A 22,599-nucleotide genomic window follows, 5' to 3' on the forward strand; every position below is an offset into this window, starting at 1 on the left:
CGAATGATACTATGGATCAAATCGTTTATTTAAGTAATAAAACGATGCTATTAATCGTTATATTATCTGCAATACCAGTAATAGTGGCTACTGCGGTAGGATTATTGGTAGGGTTACTACAAACTGTCACGCAACTTCAAGAGCAAACATTACCTTTTGGTATTAAATTATTAGCTGTTTTTGGCTCACTTTTTATGATCTCTGGTTGGTTATCCGATAAGGTAATGAATTTCGCATTAGAAACCTTAAGCGCTGCTATCCCTGCTATCGGGCTGTTTGGATGAATCAGGAAATACTATCGCTGATGTCCTCGCTCTATTTTATCTTTCAAGAAGGATTGATAAAAATAGCGTTAGCTTGGTTGAGAATTGCACCAGTAATGTTTTTATTACCTTTTTTAAGTAACAAGTTACTTAATGGCGCGATCATTAAAAACTGTGTGGTGGCTTATATTGCATTAGGTTTATGGCCTTTTTTTTCTTCCTATAAAATACAATGGGAGGAAATTAGCTTTGTTGATGTATTTATTTATGAAATCTCGATTGGGCTCGTATTAGCATTGATATTAGCGTTGCCCTTTATGATAGCCAATGTGATTGGCGAATTAATTGATGCGCAGCGTGGTGAGACGATTAGTAGCATTATTGACCCTGCGAGCGGAACTGAAGCTTCCGAACTCGCAGTATTATTAAGCCATATTATATGTATGGTTTTTTTAGCACAAAATGGTATGTATCAACTTGCTAATCTATTTGCACAGAGTTATCAGTTATTACCTTTTGCCCATGGATTTACTTCATTTAATAGCCTTCCCTTAGGGGAATGGTTAAATAAAATGGTTGTCAATGGGGTTGTTTTAACTGCACCAATATTAGTGACATTATTTATAACAGAGGTTGCTTTAGGGCTATATTCCCGATTTTGCCCTCAATTAAATGCATTTTCATTATCTTTAGCAATAAAGTCGATCATCGCGTTCTGTGTATTTTTACTTTATTTCCATAATGAAGTCCCAGAGATATTAGTTAACATGATTTCGAGTTCACCATTACGAGATATATTCCTTTTTTCTTGATTTTATAGATATAAATAAATATGGCTGAAAAAACAGAAAAACCTACCGATAAAAAAATTAGAGATTCAGCTAAAAAAGGGCAAAGTTTTAAGAGTAAAGATAGTGTTGCGGCAATCGTATTAGTCGTAAGTGCATTTGTTATTGAAGGCCTATCTAGTTTATATGAACTGGGCGGGTTAATGCGTAAAATATTGTTATCTCCGACAGATATAAGAACTGATGCTCTAATTTGGCAATTCTTTACGATATTTTTAAGTATTGTTTTACCTGTTCTATTTGCTTGTTTTTTATCTGGCATGGTTGTTTCTTTATTACAAAGTCGATTTAGATTAGCAAGTGAAGCAATAAAACTTGATTTTACTAAGTTAAACCCAATTGCGGGGTTTAAAAAAATATTTTCATTGAACTCATTGAAAGAGTTAGTTAAGGCTATTTTGTATTTAATTGTTTTTATTGTATCAACAGTAGTCTTTTTTGTGGTTTGGCGCAAAGATATTTTTATGCTCTACCGAACAATGATTAATGGGTTGATTAGCCAATGGGTCAGCTTGTGCGTAACATTTATTGTCGTTTTTCTTGCGGTCGCTCTTATTATTATATTGATTGACGCAATAGCTGAATTCTTTTTGTATATTAAAAACCTAAAAATGGAAAAGCAAGAGGTCAAAAAGGAATATAAAGATAATGAAGGTGATCCTCATATTAAGAGTGCACGTCGAGGACTTTATCAGGAATTACTGTCGGAAGAAGTGAAGTCAAATGTTCGTAATTCAACATTTGTAATGGCAAACCCAACGCATATAGCACTACTTATTTATTATGACTCGGATATTGCGGCATTACCTTTTTTGTTCTCTAAAAATAAAGGTTCGCAAGCGAAAGCAATTGTCAAATATGCTGAACAACAAGGTGTTCCAGTTATTAGAGATATAGCCCTAGCGAGGCAAATATGGAGGTCATATAAAACGGATAGTTTTATTGATGAAAAAGGATTAGAAGATGTTATGCAAATAATATCATGGTTAGTTCGCATCGAATTAGTCAAAATGGGAATTGATGTTGATAAAGCATTAGAAAAAATATCAGAGAAAGAGGCATATTTGAAAAATAATAGCGAATTTAATTAATAATTTATTTATTACTTAAATCGTTTTTTTAAAGAAAGAACTAAATCGGTTAATTATGATGCAAGCATAAAGTATATGTTATGCATTGCATATCAATAATAAGGTAAATATATGAATAATATGGAAACAGAGAGTTTTCAACAATCTGATATGGAAGAGTTACTTGAAAATATTACAACTGCACTAATGGATGGGGCAACTTATAAAGATATTCATGGTATTCCACAGGGTACAATGGATGGGATCTATTCTTATGCATACGAGTTTTATCAACAAGGTAAATTAAAAGAAGCAGAAACTTTTTTTCGGTTTCTAAGTATTTATGATTTCTATAATACAGATTATGTGATGGGACTGGCTGCTGTCTATCAATTAACGAAGCGATATGACAAAGCAACAGAACTATATGCTCTTGCATTTGTATTAGCGAAAAATGATTACCGTCCACTTTTCCATGCAGGTCAATGTAATTTAATGTTGAAAAAAAGTAGTGCCGCAATTCACTGTTTTGAAAGTGTAGTTAAAAGCAGTGCTGATGTTGAATTACGAAATAAATCTCAAGCTTATTTAACTGTATTGGAAAAAAACTTAAAGCAGACAGAATCAGAACATAAAGAAAATGATATAGAGTAGAGGAAATTATATGGCTCAACCTATCGATTTAAGTAGTGAACGAATAAAGAATATTCATACGTTTTTGCAAGGTAATAATCCAATTGGTTTAGGTGATGAATACATCAAGTCGGTATTAGCTTTAGAAACGGTGTGTGAAGATTTAACGTCATCCGAGCAGATGAAGCGCAGTCGTATTGAAAATGCGCCACAACTGCCCGCACCTAAAACTCTTCTATCAGTCATGTCTAAGGCAGCTGCAGCGAAAGAGGAAAAAATACAGCTACAGCAAGAGAGCTTTAACGCGACCTCAATACTCGTTGAGAGCCTTTCAACATTACGCCAATTATTACATGAAGGAAATATTAGCGAGCTGGCTAATCGTCTTAACATGTTGAGTATAGAATCAAATTCACTTCGAGAAAAAGGAGATAATTTATTAAGCTCTTTTGCAAATAATACAGATAAAGCTAATGCGCTTAATAACGAAGTGAATGTTTTAAAGCAAGAGCGTGCTGAAAGTAAAGAACGTTTGGTGGATCTTCAGTCTCAGCAAGGTGGAAACCAAACGGAAATTAACCAGCAAATAGCGGCAGAAAATAAAAAAATTACCAGCTTGGGAACCAAAATTGATGACTTGCTTGAGTCAGCGGGTAATTATGCGAAAAATGCGAGTGAAGATGCCAAAAAACTCAGCCAATTTGTAGAAACAGCGCCCCGCCGCATCGAAATTGATGGTGAAAAATGGGAAAACACTCTGGCGCTACTCACCATGTTAACTGCACAGCTTAAAAAATCGATGAATGAAGATTCGATTCGTAATATGAAAGAGCAAGAAGCGGTGATGGCAACAATAAATGAAGCGACGCGAAAAGACTCAGAGAAAAAAGCCAAAGAAGCGGAAGAAGCACAGCGTAAAGCTGAAGAAGCCAATAAAGCAGCCTCTTGTGCAAGTAAGGTTTTTAGCTACGTAATGCTTGCAGTCTCTCTTGTTGCCACAGTTGCGACTTTTGGTGCAGCTACACCATTAACCTTAGCGGTTGCTGCTATCGGTATTGCCATTTCTATAGCTGATATCGTTTTAGAAGAAACGGGGCAAAGTAGCTTGATGCAAATGTTGGCGACAAAAATCTCCAGTGCAGTAACAGATATGTTGATGACATTTGGTGTTCCAGAAGAACAAGCGAAACAAATTGGTAGCATTGTTGGAATGGTTGTCGCTGCAATTGCTTTTTTGGTGCTTTCATTAGCGTCTATGTCATCTTTTGTGAAAAACATCGCTAATGTTGCCTCTAATGCCGTAAAAACGCTGGCTAAAAACGTCGGAACTTTATTGAAAAGTGTTATTAAGTCGATGCCAAAAAGCTTGACTAATGCCTTAGGAAATATTGCGAGTGGTGCTGGGAAGGTAGGGAAATCAGCGGATGACATGGTAATGCTTTCTAAGTTTAGCAAGTTAGCCGACGGCATAGATGACCTACAACAAGCCGTAAAAACGACCACTAAGGTGGCGCAAAAATCCGATGATGTGAAAGACATTGTGAAAGCGGCAGATAAAGTCGCTGACCAAGCGGACAGTATGGGTAATATCACGGAAATTTCGGATAAGGCAGTCAACACGGTTAAGACTCAAAATGTTGTAGCAGCACGCCTCGAAGTTGGAATGAAGGGAACAGGAGCGATGTTGGCTGTTGCGAATACGGCAACAACGGGAGGGCTAAATTTGTATGCAGCGAGCCAAATTCGAGATATGAAAGAAATGCTCGCAGGCATGATGCTCAACAATGAAACTATTCAGGCTCTGGATGAATTATTAAAAGTTCTATTGAAATCCATGTCCCAGAATTATGAAAAAATTGAAGAAATGTTCAACGGAATCTTGGCGTCATTAAACCAATCAGGCCATACGAAAGCTAAAATGCTGAAAGCCGCTCGCTTTGCATAATTAATATAGGAGTTATCAAATGGGTCATCAACCTTTAAGTGGATTAGGATCATCAGTTTTATTTCAGAGGGTTATTAACTCTGATGGCGTTGCACCGGCTATTTCACCTGCCGTAAACAGTAGCAAAAATATGGCTGAATCTCATTCGCCACAAAATGTACAGCTAAATGATGTACATACAATAGCATCAAGGCCTGAGGTAATGACGGGTAAACCTGTATTAAATGCACCTCGATTTTCAACAGATAATGACCAGATGTTAGCGGAAATTTTAGCGTTAACGCACTCAGATAATTTAACCGTATTGGATGATTTACATGCTTTTCGAATTCTAACACCAGAGAAGACTCAGTTGGCAATCAGTAAGGTATTAACTGAGGAAAAAAATCATATTGAGCGGTTAATGGAAGATGCTCAGCTACCTGATGATGCTGATTTAAAACAGTTGTCTCAGGCCATTCAACTATTGGTTGCGAGTAGTTTCTTCAAGGGTTCGTCTGAGGAAAATATTGAAGGAAATGGCGTAAAAAAAGGCCAAGAATCAATTGATAACGTAAAAAACAAGGCTTTCGTTGGTATTGTTAGTAACGATTTGATGGTGGAACTCTCAAAAATTATTCGCAAAGTGATGGCGGAAATTAATATTTCAGATCGTCGTATTAGTGCCGAGTTTCTGCAATTAAATGCCAAAATGGTACAAGCTTCGGCAGACTCGACAATTCGTGAAGGAAAAGAAACATTTAAAGGGGCGCTGATGGGCTTCTTTACTTCCCTTGCGATTACGGCTGCCGGTAGCGCTTTTCAAGCAAGAGGACTGCGCCAACAACAAAAATCGATTAACAACAACTTGATACCAGGAAATCAAAATGTTAGTGGTGCTAGTAAGTTATCTGGCGTAAATGGAAAAGTAGAGAATATCTCAACGAAACCGTTGCGTTTAGAGGGGAAAGAGGGGTCAACCGTAACGCTGAATAATCAAGCCACACAAAACCAAAAAAACATTGTAAACCAAAGGGTTGATGAGGCATCTAAACGTACGAAAGATCTCGGTTTGTCACAACACGAAAAGCATGAGCAAATCATGAATAAAACCCGTGTGCAAATGGGAGTCTCTGAGCAATTTTCTCGGATGTCAGATAATGCAGGTCAGTTAGCAACGACGTCAAATCAGGTCAATGTGAAATCAGCAGAGGCAGAAAAAATGATTGAGCAATCAATCGCGGATGTTGCCCGAACAATTTCCTCAGATAAAGACAAGCAAGTTGAGAATAGCCTAAATACTGCGAAAGAAATGCAACAGAGTTTACGGACAATCATGGACAATGCCTTAAAAACGAGGCAGGTCATGGTGGGGGGGTAAAGAATTATGGGCTATGAAAATAATATATCAGCCACAGATTGGTCTTGTGAGTCATTTCATTCGGTGTTGGCATCGGTTCAGACAACGCAAGAGCCGCTTCTAGAGGTGGAAACGGCATTTGATAAGTCACATCAGCTCTACCATAAGGCCCTTGATGTATTTGACCAAATGCAATACTCGGTACCAGAAGAAGTGCATAAGCAACAACAGAAAGATATTCTCCCTGCAAGTATTGAAGGTAGAAAGGAAACTCTATTAATTGAAAACAAATGTGCGAATGATGATTATGAGGAGGTTAAGGCATTAAGAGCCACGAGAAAAACGGAGAATATCGCAAATGGCCGTTCGCATATTAGAGGGTTATCTGGGACGATTGATAACATTTATACAAATTACCAAAAAAAGTATGGTGAATTAGTTAAAGCATCAACCCAATATATGCATGATATGAATACCATGGTAAGTAAGTTATCTCGTCATATGGAAGCTGGGTCTGATGGTAAGATCAAATTAGCCAAAGAATATGTATTGGGTGATATGGATAGCATTGTGTCGAAATACTCTGGTACCAGTATGAAGATTGAGGTTCTTGGTGAAACAGAAGAGGTAAAAAAATTACAAAAACAAATAAAGGAGATGGGAAACCTGTTTGTGATTGGAATGACAGGTAAATTAAGTGAGTATAATGAGCTACATGCTAAAGTAGCAAATATAAAAAAATCACTTAATTTAAAAGGTTATGGTGAATATTATGGTGGCTGGAGTCCTAATCTCGATAATGCCAAACCGTTAATGGAGGTCAAAGGCACGACGCAAGAATACGAATTCTGGGAAAAAAAATTGACAGACCAAGGGTTCGTGACAAAACGGGTTAATGGAAAGCTGTGTATTTACCCTGATTTAAAACCGGTCAAAGAGATATTTTACGCCATTAATCACTCATCTGGCGAATGGAATGATGGTAGTGATATTTCAGCTCAAGAATTCCAAAGTTTACAATCAGCGGTTGAAAACCAGAAAAACGCGATTAATAGCTCTGTGTCTCGTTTATTAGAAACCTTTAGACAAGATAATAGTCACTTTGAAACTTTAACTCAGTTACTTATCCAATTATATAAAGACTTACAACAATATAATAATGGTTATGTCAATATGTAATAGATGAATATCGGTTTTCTTCGTAGGATAAATAGTTTTAGAAATATTATTATATATTAATAAGGTGAAGGGATGGGTGGAATTAGCACGACATCAGCGGTAAATAATGCATTACCAGTATTCAAAAAAAATGATCGGCCAATATCATTTTCAAATGATATAAATTCAGTTAATAACGTAGGCTTGGAAGTTCATTTTCCTTTAAAAGAACAGGCCATTGATAAAACATTTAATCTGTCAGGTAATGGTGAGGATTTACACTCGAACAACCAAAAGTTACAGGCGAATATAATTGAATCGCTATTAATTGAAAATAAATCTAGTATCAGTTTGGAAATGATAACCAAAACCCTGAATTTGGGGCATGCTGGTAGTCTTCAAGGGCAAAAATTGCAGTATCAGCCTGAAAACGCACTCATTGTTTTAACGCTATTGACTCCGGATGAAATTAAAGAATCAAAGGTATTAGACTGCGCTGCAGAATTAATTAAGCAAGTTAATAAAAGTAATAGTGATAAAGATCTTAAGCAAGTGCTTAAATCATCGCAAAAAGCGCTTGAAGCGGAGCTTTTTGATAATATCTTGAGCGATCAAAATATTGATGAACTTAACCAACGCTTTATTGATAAATATGTTCATCCTGCAATTAAAGAAAAATTAAGACCCTTTTTATCTGAAAAAACCATCGAAGAGTTACCGATAGATAAATTATTCGATGCATCTCTTCAGAAAAAAATAAATGGGTTAATTACGGAAGCGAAAAATCAACTGGTAAAACATAAAACTGATAAATCAGTTGATAGGCTTTTGCAGCTCCATAATATATTTTCGGCAAGTGAACAATACATCGAAATTATGGGGTCATTAAGTATTTCTATTAATACAGACGGCAAAGCTGAAAATGTGGTCACTTCTAGCTCAAAAAAAGATAACAAACTAGAGGATACGGTGGATAGTGGCACAGACCCTATTATATTGCCTACGAGTTCAGAGGCAGGGCTTTCTAGGCTAATTGGGAATAACGTCACTATTCACAATGGTTACTCTATGCCAAAAGAGTTGAGTGCTGTGAGTAATGAAGAAGAAAAAGCGAGGCAGCAGGAGAATAAATCAGTAGATAACCGAACGCCCGAATCAGTACAAAAAAATAGTATCGAAGAGGGTGAAAATAAAGCTCGCATGCCTCGGTTTAAAAGCACGTTAGATATTCCTCAAGTTAGTAACGAGCTGCCAGCAGTATTAACCGGGGATGTGTCGGGAAGTGGGCTTTCTTCAGTTGATGAATTGCGCCAAAGCATTCTGGATAGCTCACGGGATCCATCTGCACAAGCCAGTCGTAAACTATTAGCACCTGCTGAGTCTAAGTTTAATCCCGATATAAACGCTTTACTCCCTAAATCAATGGTGTCAGCGAGACGCTTCGAAGCAGTTGAAGTCACTGACAAGATGACGGGTAAAACAAAGAAGATCTGGCAAGACAAAGCTCCTCCAGCAGATAAGGTCATACTCACGTGGGAAGGGGCATTAACCCCGAATTTAACCGAAAAAATACGTTATGGGGATGGCCAAATAGCATCAAGTACGAAAAAAATGGGGATCCCTGATAATACCAATACGTTCAGTAATCGTTTTGAACCGACAAAAATTGTTGATGAAGTAACAGGGAAAACGAAGGTAAAGTGGCAATTATCTGATTAGAAAACAAAGTAATCAGCCACAGAGCGTTAATCCGTAATCATAATTAAACAGATAAAGAGCGCTAGTATGATAATGCTATCTGTTCTGAAAAAGGTTAAAGATGACAGCACAGAGTTTAATTCAGCAACAATGGGTAGAAGATAAAATTAAGGAAATCCGGACTTATTCAGGAATAACAGAACCTTTTACCATGGACTCAGCGCTAATAAGAGATTTGCATATTGATTCTTTGGAAATGTTGGAGTTGATAGCAGCCATTGAGCAGTATACCGGGCAACCCATTAGCGATGAAGTCTGGATGAAATGGTATAATTTACAGGATATTGTCGAGTATCTATTGAGTGTCAAATAAAAGCAGAAAGCCACGGTCTTTATTCGAACGTGGCTTTTGTTGATTTATTTCCTATCGTGTCATTTCAGTCATCTAAAATTCATATTTTTGTCATCAAGTGATAACGCTCACAAAATAGCATACCCTCGTTTGCTTAATTCTACGCGCGTAGACTATCCTTTAAGTAAATAAAAAACGCCAGTTAGATTTTTTGATTAATAGGCTTTGCGCCAACACCAAGGGTTTATAACTATGGCTACACAATTAAATATCGAGGCGAATCAACAAGCCGCGCAAGAGCGGTTAAGTACGCCAGAAGGAAAAAAAGATTTCCGGCGGGCGATTTTTTCTTGTTGGTTAGGTACAACCATGGAATATGCAGACTTTGCTCTCTATGGTTTAGCGGCAGGTATTATTTTCGGTGATGTTTTCTTCCCTGATGCAACGCCTATTATGGCGCTGTTATCCAGTTTTGCAGCCTATTCAGTCGGGTTTATTGCACGTCCGATTGGCGCGTTATTTTTTGGTTGGCTAGGTGATAAACATGGCCGAAAAATGGTTATGGTCATCACGATTGCATTGATGGGGCTATCGACTACATTAATTGGTGCGATACCCAGCCATGCACAAATTGGTGTTTGGGCGCCTGTTTGTTTGGTGATCCTAAGGTTTGCTCAAGGCTTAGGGGCGGGAGCTGAGCTATCCGGTGGTACTGTGATGTTGGGAGAATATGCGCCAGTAAAACGCCGTGGTTTAGTTTCTTCGATTATTGCATTAGGCTCCAACAGTGGAACATTACTGGCCTCAATGATTTGGTTGATAGTGTTACAAATGGACAAAGAAAGTTTGATGTCATGGGGATGGCGGATTCCTTTCCTTGGCAGTATTTTGATCGCATTGGCGGCATTATTTATTCGTCAACATATGCGTGAGACGCCAGTTTTTGAGCGGCAAAAAGAACAGCTTGCTGAAGAACGCCGCCTCGCATTGGAATCTGATGCTGTCGCTCACCCTGTAGATAACCGTTCATTTTGGCAAAAAACGCGTGCGTTTTGGACCATGGTCGGGTTGCGTATTGGTGAAAATGGGCCATCTTATCTTGCTCAAGGCTTTATTATCGGTTATGTCACCAAAATATTGTTGGTTGATAAATCTGTGCCAACAACGGCGGTTTTGATAGCGTCAATTCTTGGTTTTGCCATCATTCCATTTGCCGGGTGGTTATCAGATAAATTTGGGCGTCGGATTGTTTATCGCTGGTTCTGTTTTTTACTGATGTTGTATGCCGTGCCCGCTTTCATGTTATTAGACTCCCGAGAGCCAATGATTGTTATTCCAACCATTGTTATCGGGATGGGGTTAGCATCACTAGGGATTTTTGGCGTACAAGCAGCTTGGGGGGTGGAGTTATTTGGTGTACGTAATCGTTATACTAAAATGGCTTTCGCTAAAGAGCTTGGTTCTATTTTATCTGGTGGCACTGCGCCGCTGGTGGCATCTGCATTACTATCATGGACAGGGCATTGGTGGCCGATAGCCGTTTATTTTATTGCGATGGCATGTATTGGTTTAGTAACCACATTCTTTGCACCGGAAACGCGAGGCCGTGACCTAAATCTGCCAGAAGATGCGATATAAGTAAGCATGGCTGTATATAAAAGTCAGAGTGGCTGCTATTCTTTGGCAAAGTCATGTTAGAAAAAGGAATTGCTGGGTGTCAGATACAAATGACCGTAAAGTGACGCGGGTAGATGTTGCCCGCGAAGCCGGAACCTCGGTTGCGGTAGTCAGTTATGTGATTAACAATGGCCCTCGTCCTGTTGCAGAGGCAACGCGGCAAAAGGTGTTAGCCGCAATCAAAAAAACGGGGTATCGCCCCAATGGTATTGCTAAAGCTCTTGCATCTGGCAGTACACAAACTTATGGGTTAGTGATCCCCGATATTTCTAACCCATTTTTAGCTTCTATTGCCCATGCCTTGCAGCGTGAAGCATTCAAACATGGACATGTCTTGTTGTTGGGGGATGCGGGGGATTCTCGGGTTCGTGAAAAAGAGCTGATTAATAACCTTTTGCTCAGGCAAGTTGAAGGGCTTATTTATACCAGTGTTGACCGGCATCCCTATGTTGATTTAATTCAGTCATCGGGCACGCCTTGTGTGATGCTTGATAGGATTGAAGCCACAGAAGGGATCAGTACCATTCAAGTGAATGAGAAGCTCGCAGCCTATAAAATTACTCGTCATCTCATTAAGCATGGCTATCAAAATATTGGCATTATTTGCGGCCCAAATGAGATGCTCAATACCCAAGACCGCTTGAATGGTTGGAAAGCTGCGCTGACAGAAGCTGAGTTATCCATACAACAAAAATGGATTTTATCGGGGGAATACACCCGTGATTGGGGTTACCAAGCTATCTATCAGATGCGGGAAGAGGGATTCCCCGAAGCTATTTTTGCCACGAATGAATTGCAAGCTTTTGGCTGTTTAAAAGCCTTAGCAGAATTAAAATTACGCGTACCAGAAGACATTGCACTGGTATGTTTTAACGGTACCGTGCAATCAGAATATACTGTTCCAACTCTCACAACTGTTCGCCAGCCTGTTGATAAAATAGCGCAAAAAGCGATACACATCTTACAAAATTGGCCGCAAAAAGAAGCCATTTGTGAAGTGGAATTTGAATTACAAATCGGGCACTCATGTGGGTGCTGATTATTTATTGTTTCAGGGAAATTTATGCGTGTGATTATAGATTGCGACCCCGGTAATGGGGTCGTTGGTGCGAATGTTGATGATGGCCTAGCACTTGCGCTGGCTATCGCTGCACCTGAAATCAAATTGGAAATGATCACCACAGTTTCGGGTAATACACCTAGCGAAATTGGCTTTGACGTTGCTAGTCATTTAGTTCATTCACTGGGTGAAAATATTCCTGTTTATCGTGGTGCGTCGTCAGCGTTGGTTGAAACTAGCGCACCATGGCGTGAACTACTCGATAACGGCGCTGAACGAGCGCAACTTACGCACCTATGGGATGGCCTTCCATCCATACCTAGCTTACCGAAGTCTATCCCAGAAGCCGCGTTACGTATTGGCGAGTTAGTTTGCCAGAACCCAAAACAAGTCACGATTATTGCCATTGGCCCATTAACCAATATCGCAATAGCAATGCAGTTGTTTCCTGACATGGCTAAAAACGTGGCAGAGATAGTAATCATGGGGGCGGTTTTTAACGTGCCGGGGTACTTGAAAGACACTAATTTTGGCATCGACCCTGAAGCGGCCTACGCGGTGCTTAATAGTGGAGCAAATCTGACTTTAGTGCCAATGGATGTCACCGTACAAACGCAAATGGTGCATGAGGATCTTGATAAGCTTGCTCAAATTGGTACACCACTGAGCCGTTTTCTTGTAGCAACAATGCGACCGTGGATGGACTATTCACGTGCGACACGCCATTTAGCAGGGTGTTGGATACATGATGTGTTAACCGTAGCATGGTTATTGGATAAGAGCCTGGTGACTTATGATAAAAAGCACGTAGGTATTGAGCTTCAGGGAGTGCTGCGCGGTAAAAGCTTTTGCTATGACGCACTGCGCTTACGGGTTGGGGTTCCTGAACCAAAAACAAAGCCAATTACTGTGCTGCAATCCGTAGATAACTCAGGTTTATTAGATTTAATCTTTAATACGCTTAAACTGAAAAAATAGTGTGGCATGAAAGAATAGCACCTAAAGGCGCTATTCTTATGTTAATTATCACTATGAAGCGGATTTTGGCATTATTCCGTGGGCTAAATGGCCTTTATGGAAAGTCGCGAATCTTGGGGAAATCCGTGCGACTGCCTCAGCAGAACAAGATGCATCAAGCAGCACAAAGCTGGCGTCATCCCCTTTAGCTGGCCACATTTGTTGGCCTTTTTCATCTAACGGCAGAATATTACCTGTTGCGATGGCCAGTGAACGGGACAGCGATAGCTCATCAGGGCGAGTATAAAGCTGCGCGTATAAATTGGCTTTTTCTAGCATATCGCCTAGGCCAAAGGGCGACCAATGGTCAATCACACTATCCGTTCCGGTCATCACAAACACCCCATTTTTATTTAGTATTTTCAGTGGCATATGCAGTGTGCCAATCGGGACGGTAGAGGCAATGGTGATTTGCTGCTCAGCCAACTGTTTTGCCGTTTTTTCCGCTTGTTCAGGGGTGAGTGTTGCCAGTGCAAAGGCATGGCTGATGGTCACTTTACCGCGTAAGCTGCGGTTTTCATCCACCGTTTTAATCATATAATTGATAGCGGCAACGCCTGCAGGGCTCGTTTCATGCAGATGAATATCCACGCCTTTGTTGTAGTCCAGCGCAATTTGGAACATCGAATCGAGAGACTTTTCCATCGCGCTATCTACATTGGTTGGGTCTAAACCGCCAACGTAATGAGCGCCTGCTTGCATGGCTTCACGCATTAAACCCTCTGACTTGGAATGTAATAAACCATGTTGCGGAAAGGCGACGATTTCGCAAGTTAGGTCTTGTTGGTGCTCACCAAGCACTTTTTGTAAGGCTTCTAAATTTTTTAAACCGGAAACGGGTTCGATATTACAATGGCTACGAGCAATGGTCGATCCTTGGGATTGGATCAGCGCGATCAATGCATTCGCTCTTTCTTCCGTGAAAGGTTGTAATTCAGGTAGCAATTTTTGCTCTAACGCGATCATATCCATAATGGTTTTGCCTTCACGTGACTGTGGCGCTTGCCATGGCCCGCCATAGAAAGTTTTATCAAGGTGGATATGCATGTCACGAAAGGCGGGTAGCATCAGTTTGCCTTGCGCACTATAGGCATTTAATATGCCATCTGCATGCTGTTTATTCGGTAAAACGGCTGCAATTTTACCGTCCCGGATTTCTACAGTGTGTAATGCGGTTTGGGTGCCGACGACCGTTGAATCTTGGTAATTAAAGCCAGTTTCGAGTAATACGTCATCGAGGTAATAATGTTTATCCGTAATACTGGACTGGCCTGCTTTTTGGCTAGTTTGGTCTTGAGCGGAGGCAAAGCCCGATACCGCGCCGAATAAAGTGCAAGCGGCTGCGACTTTAGCGCTGGTGGAAAGGAACTCTCTTCTGCCTGATGATTTTTCTGCTTTCATAGAAACTCCTAGTGATATCCATTTACTGTCGAATTTCCTGTTTTTAAGCGACACTTACCCACTCAGATCGTCATCAAACGATCTGAGGAATATTGCGGTTTGCGACTAACAAAAAATTCGCATGATCCAGATTATAGAAACTTACCCTTGAACAATATGGGTTCCCGTTTCACCGCGTAAGGCTTCTGGTAGCTTTTCAGGGGTGGTGATGATCACACGTTTACCGCCATTGGCAATAAACGATAGGCTGGCTTCAATCTTCGGTAACATGCTACCCGCTGGGAAATGGCCTTCTTCCATGTAGCGTTGCATGTCGCTAGTGCTGGTTTCGCCAAGTGCTTTTTGTTCAGGTTTGCCGAAGTGAATACACACTTTTTCGACACCTGTGGTGATAATTAAAATATCGGCATTGAGCTCTTTCGCCAGTAAAGTTGTTGAGAGGTCTTTATCAATCACCGCGTCAACACTTTTGTAGCCACCATTGCCGTTATCAATGACTGGAATACCGCCACCACCTGCAGCAACCACCACATAATTGTGTTCTGTTAAAGTGCGGATCGCTTGTGATTCAATCACACGTTTTGGTTCGGGGGAGGCCACCACACGGCGGTAACCGCGACCAGAGTCTTCAACAAAATGCCAGTTTGGGTTTTCTTGCTGTAATTGCTGAGCTTGTTGCTCAGTAAAAAATGCCCCAATCGGCTTGGTTGGCGCGCTAAAGTTTGGGTCGTTTTTATCGACTTCAACTTGTGTCACTACTGTAATTGCTTGGCGGTTATGGCGTTTTGCTAAGACGTTAGTCAAAGCTTGTTGAACTAAATAGCCAATTCCGCCTTGAGTATCTGCCACACAGTTAGCTAGCGGTGTTAAAGGTAAACCTTCGGTTTCGTGTGCAATTTCTGCACGGCGCAAATCTAATCCAACTTGAGGTCCATTTCCATGGGTCAAAACAATGTTGTAATTACCTTCAAGCATGCCATTAATATGATGTGCGACTTCTTGAACGGCTTTTTCTTGAGCTTCGATAGACTGGCTGTTGTTATCTTTGATAATACTGTTGCCCCCGATGGCAACAACCACGAGTTCTTTCATTGTTAATATTTCCTGAGACAGAGATTTAGCTGATAGTAGGTGTACAGCGCACACCTACTATAAAAGGTTGGCTTAGTTACACTGACTTACTGAGTTTCTCAGATTTTTCAGCTTGTTGTTCTTCCACCGATTTCCGGCTATCTAAAAAGTGTTTGAGTACAAATAAAGCTGCCATCATGAGGTATGCGTAAACAAACATCAAGGTTGAACCAGTAGCAATTCCGACCGCTGGGGAGTGAATAATTCCGAAGAATACTAATATTGCTCCCGCGGCAGCAGCAATGGCTCCACGCAGTGGTTGGTTGAGGATAGCAAAGATAGCAATACAGCCCCATAACATACTGGCTAACGGCGCACCGTTACCTAAATGAACTAGACCTTGGTAATAAACACCTTTGTGTAGCAAGGTTTCAACACCAATTGCACTCGCAGAGGTGCCCGCCGCGCCCATGACACTATTAACCATCGTCAATGCCCAGTTAGCAATCCATGGGAATAGACAGATAAAGATAACGGGAACTTCAATTTTTGGCGTTTCTCGCACAACTTGGTTGGCGGTGACAACACCGATAAACACCAGTATTGGCACGATAGCGGTCATTGGAATGATAGCTAACATAAAGGCACCGATACCGAATAATGGGACGATAAACATAGTGATACCGGATGCTAGGGTATAACCTACGCTAGCGCCCATGGCTTTCCAACCCGCATGGCCGACATAAACAGTGACAGGGAATGGGTTACCCATAAAACAGCCAACTGTAGACGATAAACCGTTAGCTAACATAACCTTACGAGTATTATATTCATCACCTGCAGCATGCGCACTTTCAATATTTTCAAGGTCGAAGATATAGTTTGCTAAGCCAAGTGGTACCGCAGACGCTAAGTAAGGCAGAGCGTGTGGCAGGCCTTGGAAGAAGCTATCAATATGTATGCCCGGCGGGTTGAAACCAAATGACGCCATTGAGTCTTTGATTGCTTCCGCACTTTGCAAGCCAGAAACCCATGCCAATACCGTACCGGCAATTAGCAGCAATAAGCCAGTTGGGATGCGAGCAAAAATCGGTTTTTTACCAAACCAGTTAATGAAAATTAATAACAGCACAATGAATGAAACCGTTGGTGCTTCAAACGCTTGCAGCATCGGGTTCATCGCTAGTAACAGTAATCCTAAACCTGACAAACAGGATAACAGTACGGTGCGAGGGATCATCTTACGGATGGTTTCACCTAAGAAAGAACCACCGACGAGGATCATTGATTCGACAAAACACCAAACCAGCGCAATTTGGATCGCAAATTCAGCATTCTGTGTTGTTTGGTAGACAGGCATGATGACTAAGAACGTCACCGTAAAGATAGAAGGCGCACTGGGCCCTGATGGTAAAGCGGTGACATCATTGCGTCCAGTTTGCTTTATCATTTGCTGGCCAAAGTAAGCATAGCTCACGCTGGCAAGTAAAACAGCGAAACCAAAGGCTGGTGCGATACGGCCGTAAACAATTTCTGATGGGATGCCGACAACGAAAATCAAGAGACCCATCATGGTGAGTAGGTTGGTTAGGTTATTGGTCATTAAGCCGAAGTAGGCGGCCAAATCCCCACGTTTCCATTTGATATTTAGTATACTCATAAGTATTCTCCCATACCCGTCATTACCCATCATACTTTAAGCTGCAACTGTGTTGGCTACACTCGGCTACACAGGTCACATACTGAAGTATGCTCCCTGAGATATCCTCGTTTGCCGCCTTGCTGCAACTTAAATTATTTTGGGTAACTGCTTACTCATTTTAAGCCGCAACAAAGTAGTTTTTGTTTTACTTCTGTATGTAAATAATTTGGGTATTGATATTTTATTATTGCCCAACCGGAGTTGGGCGTCTTTTTTATGATTGGAAACTAAGCATATTTCTGTGCGTAGGCCAACATGGCTTTTTCAAAGCAATCAAACGGCGGGTGAACAATACCTGCCCCAATCATACCGATGCCCGCATCTTTATGGGCAATGGCTGTGTTGATAACAGGTAAAATACCACTGGCTGAAACCTTCGTAATATCAATAGCTGTAGGGATACCCATAAAGCCCAGTAATGGAATAGTCACGTTCGGGTTCTCACCTAAGGTGATTTCACGCATTTGGCGAGAGAAATCGACCGCTTCTTCTACCGTACCGCCAACGAGTGCCACAATAGCTGGCGCTGTTGCCATAGCAAAACCGCCAATACCGTAGGTTTCTGTGATTGCAGAGTCACCGATATCTAAACCAGAGTCTTCTGGTTTGTAACCTGCAAACATCGGACCGATAACTTGCTGAGAAGGCCCTGTGAACCATTGACCTGGTAGTCCACTAATGCGTAAACCAAATTCATAGCCATTACGCGCCATGGTCGTGACAACAGTGCTGTATTCGATACCGTGAGCCGCATCCATTGATGCTTTACACATCGCCATCCACGTTGGGCCGGAGAAGTAATCGCTGCTTGCAACAAAATCAAAGACTTCTTTTTGTTGTGCGACAGAGAAATCAGTTTGAATGATCCCAGTCGTGAGCGCTTGGATAAGTAAGGTTGTTCCTGCATTGTTACGGTTATGGCACTCATCGCCCATATGTAGTGCTTGCGCAAGCATCAAACGTAGGTCGATTTCACCGATGATTTTCATTGCGTCACGCAGCATTGGGCCTAATACATCACGCATCCAATTTAAACGGTCTATTACACTTTGGTCGTTGGCACCCATGCGCAGAATTTTTGCCATTTGCTCACTGAGGTTAGTAAACGCGCGGTTACCATAGGTTTTATTTTCAACGATATGCATAAACATCGATGCAGAAGTGACACCTGCCATCGAACCTACACAATCGTGTTCATGGCAAGGGGAGAAAATGATTTCCCCCGAGGCCGCAACGCGTTCTGCATCAGCTAAGTCTTTCGCTAATCCTTCGAAAACCAGCGCTCCCGTCACCGCACCTTTCATCGCGCCACACATATCTTTCCAAGCAACCGGTGGACCTGCGTGTAGGATAGTATTTTTAGTCATGCCCGGAATCACATTAATCGCTTGGTCGTAACCGATTAACACAGGTTGAGATTGAATAATGCGCTCAAGCGCTTGGGCATTGGCGGCTGCAATTTTTTCTTGTAGTGCGGCATTACCTTCAATTTGGTCGAGGGCGCGGATAACCGCAACGTTGCCTTGTCCGGGAGGAGTCCAGTTTAAATGCGTAACTGGAACATGTTGTTTTTTTAGGTCATCACTGAACATTTCGATGCCAACATTGATGACATTTAATGGCTGCTTAAATAATGAAGTCATTATGCTTTCTCCCCTTTCCATACAAACTCACGCCCTAATAAACCGGTATTGGTGCTGCTACTTGCCCAGATGACTCCAGCATCTGTTAGCATTTTGACTTGCGCATCCATCGATGGGGTGTCTTGGTCAGTGCCCAGCACATAGCCTAAAATTTCTAATTCACGCCCATCTTGTTTAGCAATATTCTTCGCTTCTTTAATTGCGTCGATCATCACGCCTACTGGGTCTTCGTGAGAACCAAAGCCCAAAACGAAGTCCATCATAATGACGCCAACTTCAGGGTCGCGAGCCTCTTGTAATAAGCGTTCAATGCGGTTGGTAGGGTCGATCATTGGGTGCGGTTTACCGTTGGTAAAGTCGTCATCACCAAAGTCGAGGAAAGTGTGTGCAATACTTTTGTTGAGGTCTTTTAAGCGATAATCAGGGTTTGGCTGAATATTGCTGTAAACATCATCGTATTTCTCCAATGCGGCAAACATGGCTTCATCGCATAGCGTTCCACCACAGAATAAGCCACGAATATATTTCTGCTCAGGTTTCAGTTTTGCTCTGACTTCGTCAATAAGTGGTAAATTAAGCGGGTGTAAATCTAAATCTTCTTTGCGAATACCGGTTAATAGAACGGCTTTCAGTGCGGCTTCTTTGGTGCCCTGAGCAAAGGTTAGACCCGGTTTGTCTTCTGGTAGTGGTTGGCTACCTAAGAAACACACAACAACCGGTTTGTGGCATTTTTCCGCTTGTTCTAACACTTTTTTCGCAACGTTAGGAGCTGGTGGCTTAGAGATCAATGCGATAACTTGGGTTTCATCATCGGCATCAAGCATTTTCAGGGCATCAATCATCATGATACCGCCAATTTTCTCGCTTAAATCGCGACCACCGGTACCAATTAATTGGGAAACGCCTGCGCCAAATTCGTGAATACGGACGCTGAGTTCTTGGCTACCCGTACCGGATGCACCGATGATGCCAATGCTGCCACGGCGAACGCTATTACCAAAGCACAGCGCGGTTCCGTTGATAATGGCAGTTCCGCAGTCAGGGCCCATCATCAGCAAACCTTTCTTGCTAGCCAATTGTTTAAGGGCAAGTTCATCTTCAATGGAAACGTTATCGGAAAACAGCATGACGTTGAGGTCATTTTCTAACGCAATGCGCGCTTCACGAGCAGCAAACTGACCATTGACTGAAATGACGGCGAGGTTGGCATCTGGGATATGCGTCTTCGCTGAATTAATGGTGGCGTATTTGGCTTCATGTTGCCCACCACCCTGATTTTTCTTATTAAATAAGTCTTCGATAGCAATTAATGTGGCATCGTTTGCTTCATCGCTTGGGCCTTTAATGACAATCATTAAATCGCCATTTTTGGCCTCTTCTAATTCAGGTGTTAGTAACCCTAAATTACGTAAAACGCCTTTATTCATCTCTGTTGCCATTGCGACGAACGCTTGCTCAACATTGTCGAGTTGATTGGCTTTTGTCGAAATAGACATCAGTGATACGGAATCAAAATAGGTATTCTTTTTTATGACAACTTTAGTCGACATAGTTTTCTCCGAAATAATGGGTGATATACAGGGCATCTCGCAAGCCAAATAGCATGTCGCTGCCAGAACTCGACCCGATATTTAAAATCTCTAAAAATTGTGGATAAATATATGTTTCTTTCGCATCAACTAATGATTGAATTAATTGCTGCATATTTTCTCGATATTCTTGGTTTAACGCTTTTTCCAATGTGATGGCACTAATTGGTGTCGTCTGGCTGAGGCTTTGGGTTATTCCTTGATAAAACTCAGGGTAAAAAGTGGCAGCCGGATGACCGGTTAATAATAAAAATGCCATTAACCCAACTAAGTAATCATCTCCTGATGGTGTTAGCCCGATACCTAATCCAACAAGCTGGCGGATCACATCGATAACATTTTCTTTGTTTTTCTTAATTATTGATTCAATCAATTTAGAACGTAATTGAACCAATTGCGCTGTCATAGTGAGATAAAAAAAGTTATCTCCCTGATATTTAAATAGAGAATTTTTATTTTCAGTTAAGATTAGATCCAAATTACTTATTTGTTCTTCGATATATAATAAATAATTTAATTTTTTCAGTTTGTTATCGCTAAAGTTGATAACAGGTTGCCGCCATTCTTTACATAAAGAAAATGATATTAAATAATGACTACCAATCAATATTTCTTTATTTGATAAATTAATGTTCTCTCCTTCTTTAATATCGAAAAGAGAAAAGTCTTTATTGATTAGTCGGCAACTATTTGGTGCATTATCTAACTGAGAACAAAGCAAAGTATAAAGTTCATTATCAATAGAAAAGTTAATGGCTTTATTAAAAACTTGTTCTACTGTTCCTTGGGGTTGTGGCTGATGAAACAAATTGAGAAAATGTGTATCAGCCGTTAGCCCGTATAACCTTTGCCGATGAGATATGGATGCGTTCACATGCCTCCTTATCTATACTCACCATACTTCAAATTACATGGGTGTTAACTGCACTCAGCAACCCGAATGATTTAGAGTATATGGTTTAATTATGCGCCCGCGGCAATCAGCAGCTCTACAATTTCGTTGTAACCCTTTTCACGCGCTAACTCTAATGGTTTTTTACCATATTTATCAGTCATATGTGGGTTTGCACCATGGTCTAATAGCAATTTAACGATTTGCTGTTGTTTTTCGCCACCGTCATTGAGCACGATAGCTTCTAATAGTGGTGTCCAGCCCACGAAGTTGGTGTGGTTAACATTAATCTCGGTTTTTTCAAGTAATTCGCGAACAATTTCCACGTGGCCTTTTTCACTTGCAGGTGTAATGCCCACGCCACCAAAACGGGTTAATAAATCTAAATTTGGTTTTGCAGGCAAGACAATACGCAATAAAGTGAGGTCATTATTAAGACAACTTAATAAGAAAGGGTTAAAACACGTTTGGTCTTGTTTATTAATATCCGCCCCTGCATTAATCAGAAAAGAAACACATTCATAATGTTTATTTAGGCTGGCATTGACGATAGCTGTACGGCCCTGACGGTTGGTGGTATTAATATCTACACCTTTTTCAAGACAACTTTTTAATATTTCTAATTGTCCTTGTTCAGCGGCGGTTAAAAAATCGTGAGCGAGAGTACTAGCGGTCATCATTTTCCCCTTAGGTTGGTTTTTATTACCAACATAGATAAAGACAATTTAAAGGTGACTTCGAATATATAATGATTAGAGCATAGCAATTGTCATTAATAAAAAGAATCCATTTAAATTTAATTCATCAATGAGGCGTTTAATTGTTGAATTCAATTCAATAATCCGGCTTTTTTGTGCGTGCGAGCATTATTTTTAATCGTTATTTGATAGTTTATGGCCATTTTTTGACCCGAATTGTGTGATTTTCTTTGTTAATTAAAATCGAAAATCATGATTTACTCAGTTCTGTGATAGACATCAAATTGAAAGTTTTTAATTTGTTAAATTTGTAATTTTATTGATCGCAATCGTGTCGATTGTTAATACTTGGTTTGCCTATTTAATTCAATAATATTAGGTATTTCGAATATTAATAGTTACTTTAAAGGTGTGGTTTTTACTTGGCGAAAATGCATATCAAATTTAATCTATTCCAGTTGTTAATAATTCTGTTAAGCTATAAAAATGTGCTCGAAAAATAATCTGATTTTTACGTTATTGAATTTTATTCACATAAAAATA

The 22,599-nt window shown here is 40.6% G+C and carries 19 protein-coding genes; 12 read left to right on the top strand and 7 right to left on the bottom strand.

What is annotated here, in order from left to right:
• The first annotated feature begins 11 nt into the window (after positions 1-11).
• From sctS to M1F26_RS00860, 12 genes are all read left to right on the top strand, one after another.
• Complete coding sequence (gene sctS / locus M1F26_RS00805; RefSeq protein WP_004262998.1) at positions 12-284, top strand: type III secretion system export apparatus subunit SctS; 273 nt, start codon at positions 12-14, stop codon at positions 282-284.
• On the top strand, positions 281-1,075 hold the full coding sequence (gene sctT, locus M1F26_RS00810) for a type III secretion system export apparatus subunit SctT (protein WP_140171939.1): 795 nt from the start codon (positions 281-283) through the stop codon (positions 1,073-1,075). The genes sctS and sctT overlap by 4 nt, the downstream gene beginning before the upstream one ends.
• A gap of 20 nt (positions 1,076-1,095) precedes the next feature.
• Entirely contained in the window at positions 1,096-2,202 is a 1,107-nt protein-coding gene (locus M1F26_RS00815; RefSeq protein WP_140171940.1) for an EscU/YscU/HrcU family type III secretion system export apparatus switch protein, read from the top strand.
• A gap of 120 nt (positions 2,203-2,322) precedes the next feature.
• Positions 2,323-2,835: a type III secretion system translocator chaperone SicA gene (gene sicA, locus M1F26_RS00820; protein WP_272515802.1), complete on the top strand. Its 513-nt coding sequence runs from the start codon at positions 2,323-2,325 to the stop codon at positions 2,833-2,835.
• A 10-nt stretch (positions 2,836-2,845) separates the two neighbouring features.
• The gene (gene sctE, locus M1F26_RS00825) at positions 2,846-4,759 is read left to right on the top strand and encodes a type III secretion system translocon subunit SctE (protein ID WP_140171942.1); all 1,914 of its coding nucleotides are present in this window, start codon (positions 2,846-2,848) and stop codon (positions 4,757-4,759) included.
• A gap of 19 nt (positions 4,760-4,778) precedes the next feature.
• A complete protein-coding gene (locus M1F26_RS00830) occupies positions 4,779-6,119 on the top strand; it encodes a type III secretion target, IpaC/SipC family protein (protein WP_140171943.1) in 1,341 nt (446 codons plus the stop codon).
• Positions 6,120-6,125: 6 nt separating this feature from the next.
• Positions 6,126-7,277, top strand: coding sequence for a hypothetical protein (locus M1F26_RS00835; RefSeq protein WP_140171944.1), 1,152 nt, complete (start codon positions 6,126-6,128; stop codon positions 7,275-7,277).
• Between the two features lie 72 nt (positions 7,278-7,349).
• The gene (locus M1F26_RS00840) at positions 7,350-8,975 is read left to right on the top strand and encodes a hypothetical protein (RefSeq protein WP_318837639.1); all 1,626 of its coding nucleotides are present in this window, start codon (positions 7,350-7,352) and stop codon (positions 8,973-8,975) included.
• Positions 8,976-9,075: 100 nt separating this feature from the next.
• Positions 9,076-9,327: an acyl carrier protein gene (locus tag M1F26_RS00845; RefSeq protein WP_140171946.1), complete on the top strand. Its 252-nt coding sequence runs from the start codon at positions 9,076-9,078 to the stop codon at positions 9,325-9,327.
• 231 nt (positions 9,328-9,558) lie between these two features.
• Positions 9,559-10,944, top strand: coding sequence for an MFS transporter (locus M1F26_RS00850; RefSeq protein ID WP_004262975.1), 1,386 nt, complete (start codon positions 9,559-9,561; stop codon positions 10,942-10,944).
• Positions 10,945-11,020: 76 nt separating this feature from the next.
• Positions 11,021-12,022 carry a LacI family DNA-binding transcriptional regulator gene (locus tag M1F26_RS00855; RefSeq protein WP_140171947.1) on the top strand — a complete coding sequence of 334 codons (1,002 nt, stop codon included), beginning with the start codon at positions 11,021-11,023 and terminating at the stop codon, positions 12,020-12,022.
• 24 nt (positions 12,023-12,046) lie between these two features.
• Positions 12,047-13,021: a nucleoside hydrolase gene (locus tag M1F26_RS00860; protein ID WP_140171948.1), complete on the top strand. Its 975-nt coding sequence runs from the start codon at positions 12,047-12,049 to the stop codon at positions 13,019-13,021.
• 51 nt (positions 13,022-13,072) lie between these two features.
• Here M1F26_RS00860 and M1F26_RS00865 read toward each other — a convergent pair whose 3' ends face one another.
• The 7 genes from M1F26_RS00865 to M1F26_RS00895 all read right to left on the bottom strand — a co-directional run bounded on the left by M1F26_RS00865 (position 13,073) and on the right by M1F26_RS00895 (position 22,035).
• Positions 13,073-14,461, bottom strand: coding sequence for an amidohydrolase family protein (locus M1F26_RS00865; protein ID WP_140171949.1), 1,389 nt, complete (start codon positions 14,459-14,461; stop codon positions 13,073-13,075).
• Positions 14,462-14,602: 141 nt separating this feature from the next.
• Positions 14,603-15,553, bottom strand: a complete 951-nt coding sequence (locus tag M1F26_RS00870; protein ID WP_140171950.1) for a carbamate kinase family protein — start codon at positions 15,551-15,553, stop codon at positions 14,603-14,605.
• 76 nt (positions 15,554-15,629) lie between these two features.
• Positions 15,630-17,192: a xanthine permease gene (locus M1F26_RS00875; RefSeq protein ID WP_140171951.1), complete on the bottom strand. Its 1,563-nt coding sequence runs from the start codon at positions 17,190-17,192 to the stop codon at positions 15,630-15,632.
• 269 nt (positions 17,193-17,461) lie between these two features.
• Complete coding sequence (locus M1F26_RS00880; RefSeq protein WP_140171952.1) at positions 17,462-18,877, bottom strand: DUF1116 domain-containing protein; 1,416 nt, start codon at positions 18,875-18,877, stop codon at positions 17,462-17,464.
• Positions 18,877-20,427 (bottom strand): acyl-CoA synthetase FdrA, encoded by a 1,551-nt coding sequence (gene fdrA, locus M1F26_RS00885; protein ID WP_140171953.1) that lies wholly within the window; start codon positions 20,425-20,427, stop codon positions 18,877-18,879. The genes M1F26_RS00880 and fdrA overlap by 1 nt, the downstream gene beginning before the upstream one ends.
• Complete coding sequence (locus M1F26_RS00890) at positions 20,417-21,340, bottom strand: DUF2877 domain-containing protein (RefSeq protein ID WP_140171954.1); 924 nt, start codon at positions 21,338-21,340, stop codon at positions 20,417-20,419. The genes fdrA and M1F26_RS00890 overlap by 11 nt, the downstream gene beginning before the upstream one ends.
• Before the next feature lie 89 nt (positions 21,341-21,429).
• Positions 21,430-22,035, bottom strand: a complete 606-nt coding sequence (locus M1F26_RS00895) for an ankyrin repeat domain-containing protein (RefSeq protein WP_140171955.1) — start codon at positions 22,033-22,035, stop codon at positions 21,430-21,432.
• Between the last annotated feature and the right edge of the window lie 564 nt (positions 22,036-22,599).

The sequence above is a fragment of the Providencia sp. PROV048 genome, assembly GCF_033688165.1.
Lineage (GTDB): Bacteria > Pseudomonadota > Gammaproteobacteria > Enterobacterales > Enterobacteriaceae > Providencia > Providencia hangzhouensis.

Bases quoted from the DNA above. Each gene is read 5' to 3' on its own strand.
- M1F26_RS00880 (WP_140171952.1), bottom strand. From the start codon at position 18,877: ATGACTTCATTATTTAAGCAGCCATTAAATGTCATCAATGTTGGCATC.
- M1F26_RS00870 (WP_140171950.1), bottom strand. From the start codon at position 15,553: ATGAAAGAACTCGTGGTTGTTGCCATCGGGGGCAACAGTATTATCAAA.
- M1F26_RS00850 (WP_004262975.1), top strand. From the start codon at position 9,559: ATGGCTACACAATTAAATATCGAGGCGAATCAACAAGCCGCGCAAGAG.
- M1F26_RS00865 (WP_140171949.1), bottom strand. From the start codon at position 14,461: ATGAAAGCAGAAAAATCATCAGGCAGAAGAGAGTTCCTTTCCACCAGC.
- M1F26_RS00840 (WP_318837639.1), top strand. From the start codon at position 7,350: ATGGGTGGAATTAGCACGACATCAGCGGTAAATAATGCATTACCAGTA.
- sicA (WP_272515802.1), top strand. From the start codon at position 2,323: ATGGAAACAGAGAGTTTTCAACAATCTGATATGGAAGAGTTACTTGAA.
- M1F26_RS00860 (WP_140171948.1), top strand. From the start codon at position 12,047: ATGCGTGTGATTATAGATTGCGACCCCGGTAATGGGGTCGTTGGTGCG.
- M1F26_RS00835 (WP_140171944.1), top strand. From the start codon at position 6,126: ATGGGCTATGAAAATAATATATCAGCCACAGATTGGTCTTGTGAGTCA.
- M1F26_RS00815 (WP_140171940.1), top strand. From the start codon at position 1,096: ATGGCTGAAAAAACAGAAAAACCTACCGATAAAAAAATTAGAGATTCA.
- M1F26_RS00845 (WP_140171946.1), top strand. From the start codon at position 9,076: ATGACAGCACAGAGTTTAATTCAGCAACAATGGGTAGAAGATAAAATT.
- M1F26_RS00895 (WP_140171955.1), bottom strand. From the start codon at position 22,035: ATGACCGCTAGTACTCTCGCTCACGATTTTTTAACCGCCGCTGAACAA.
- fdrA (WP_140171953.1), bottom strand. From the start codon at position 20,427: ATGTCGACTAAAGTTGTCATAAAAAAGAATACCTATTTTGATTCCGTA.
- sctT (WP_140171939.1), top strand. From the start codon at position 281: ATGAATCAGGAAATACTATCGCTGATGTCCTCGCTCTATTTTATCTTT.
- M1F26_RS00830 (WP_140171943.1), top strand. From the start codon at position 4,779: ATGGGTCATCAACCTTTAAGTGGATTAGGATCATCAGTTTTATTTCAG.
- sctS (WP_004262998.1), top strand. From the start codon at position 12: ATGGATCAAATCGTTTATTTAAGTAATAAAACGATGCTATTAATCGTT.
- sctE (WP_140171942.1), top strand. From the start codon at position 2,846: ATGGCTCAACCTATCGATTTAAGTAGTGAACGAATAAAGAATATTCAT.
- M1F26_RS00875 (WP_140171951.1), bottom strand. From the start codon at position 17,192: ATGAGTATACTAAATATCAAATGGAAACGTGGGGATTTGGCCGCCTAC.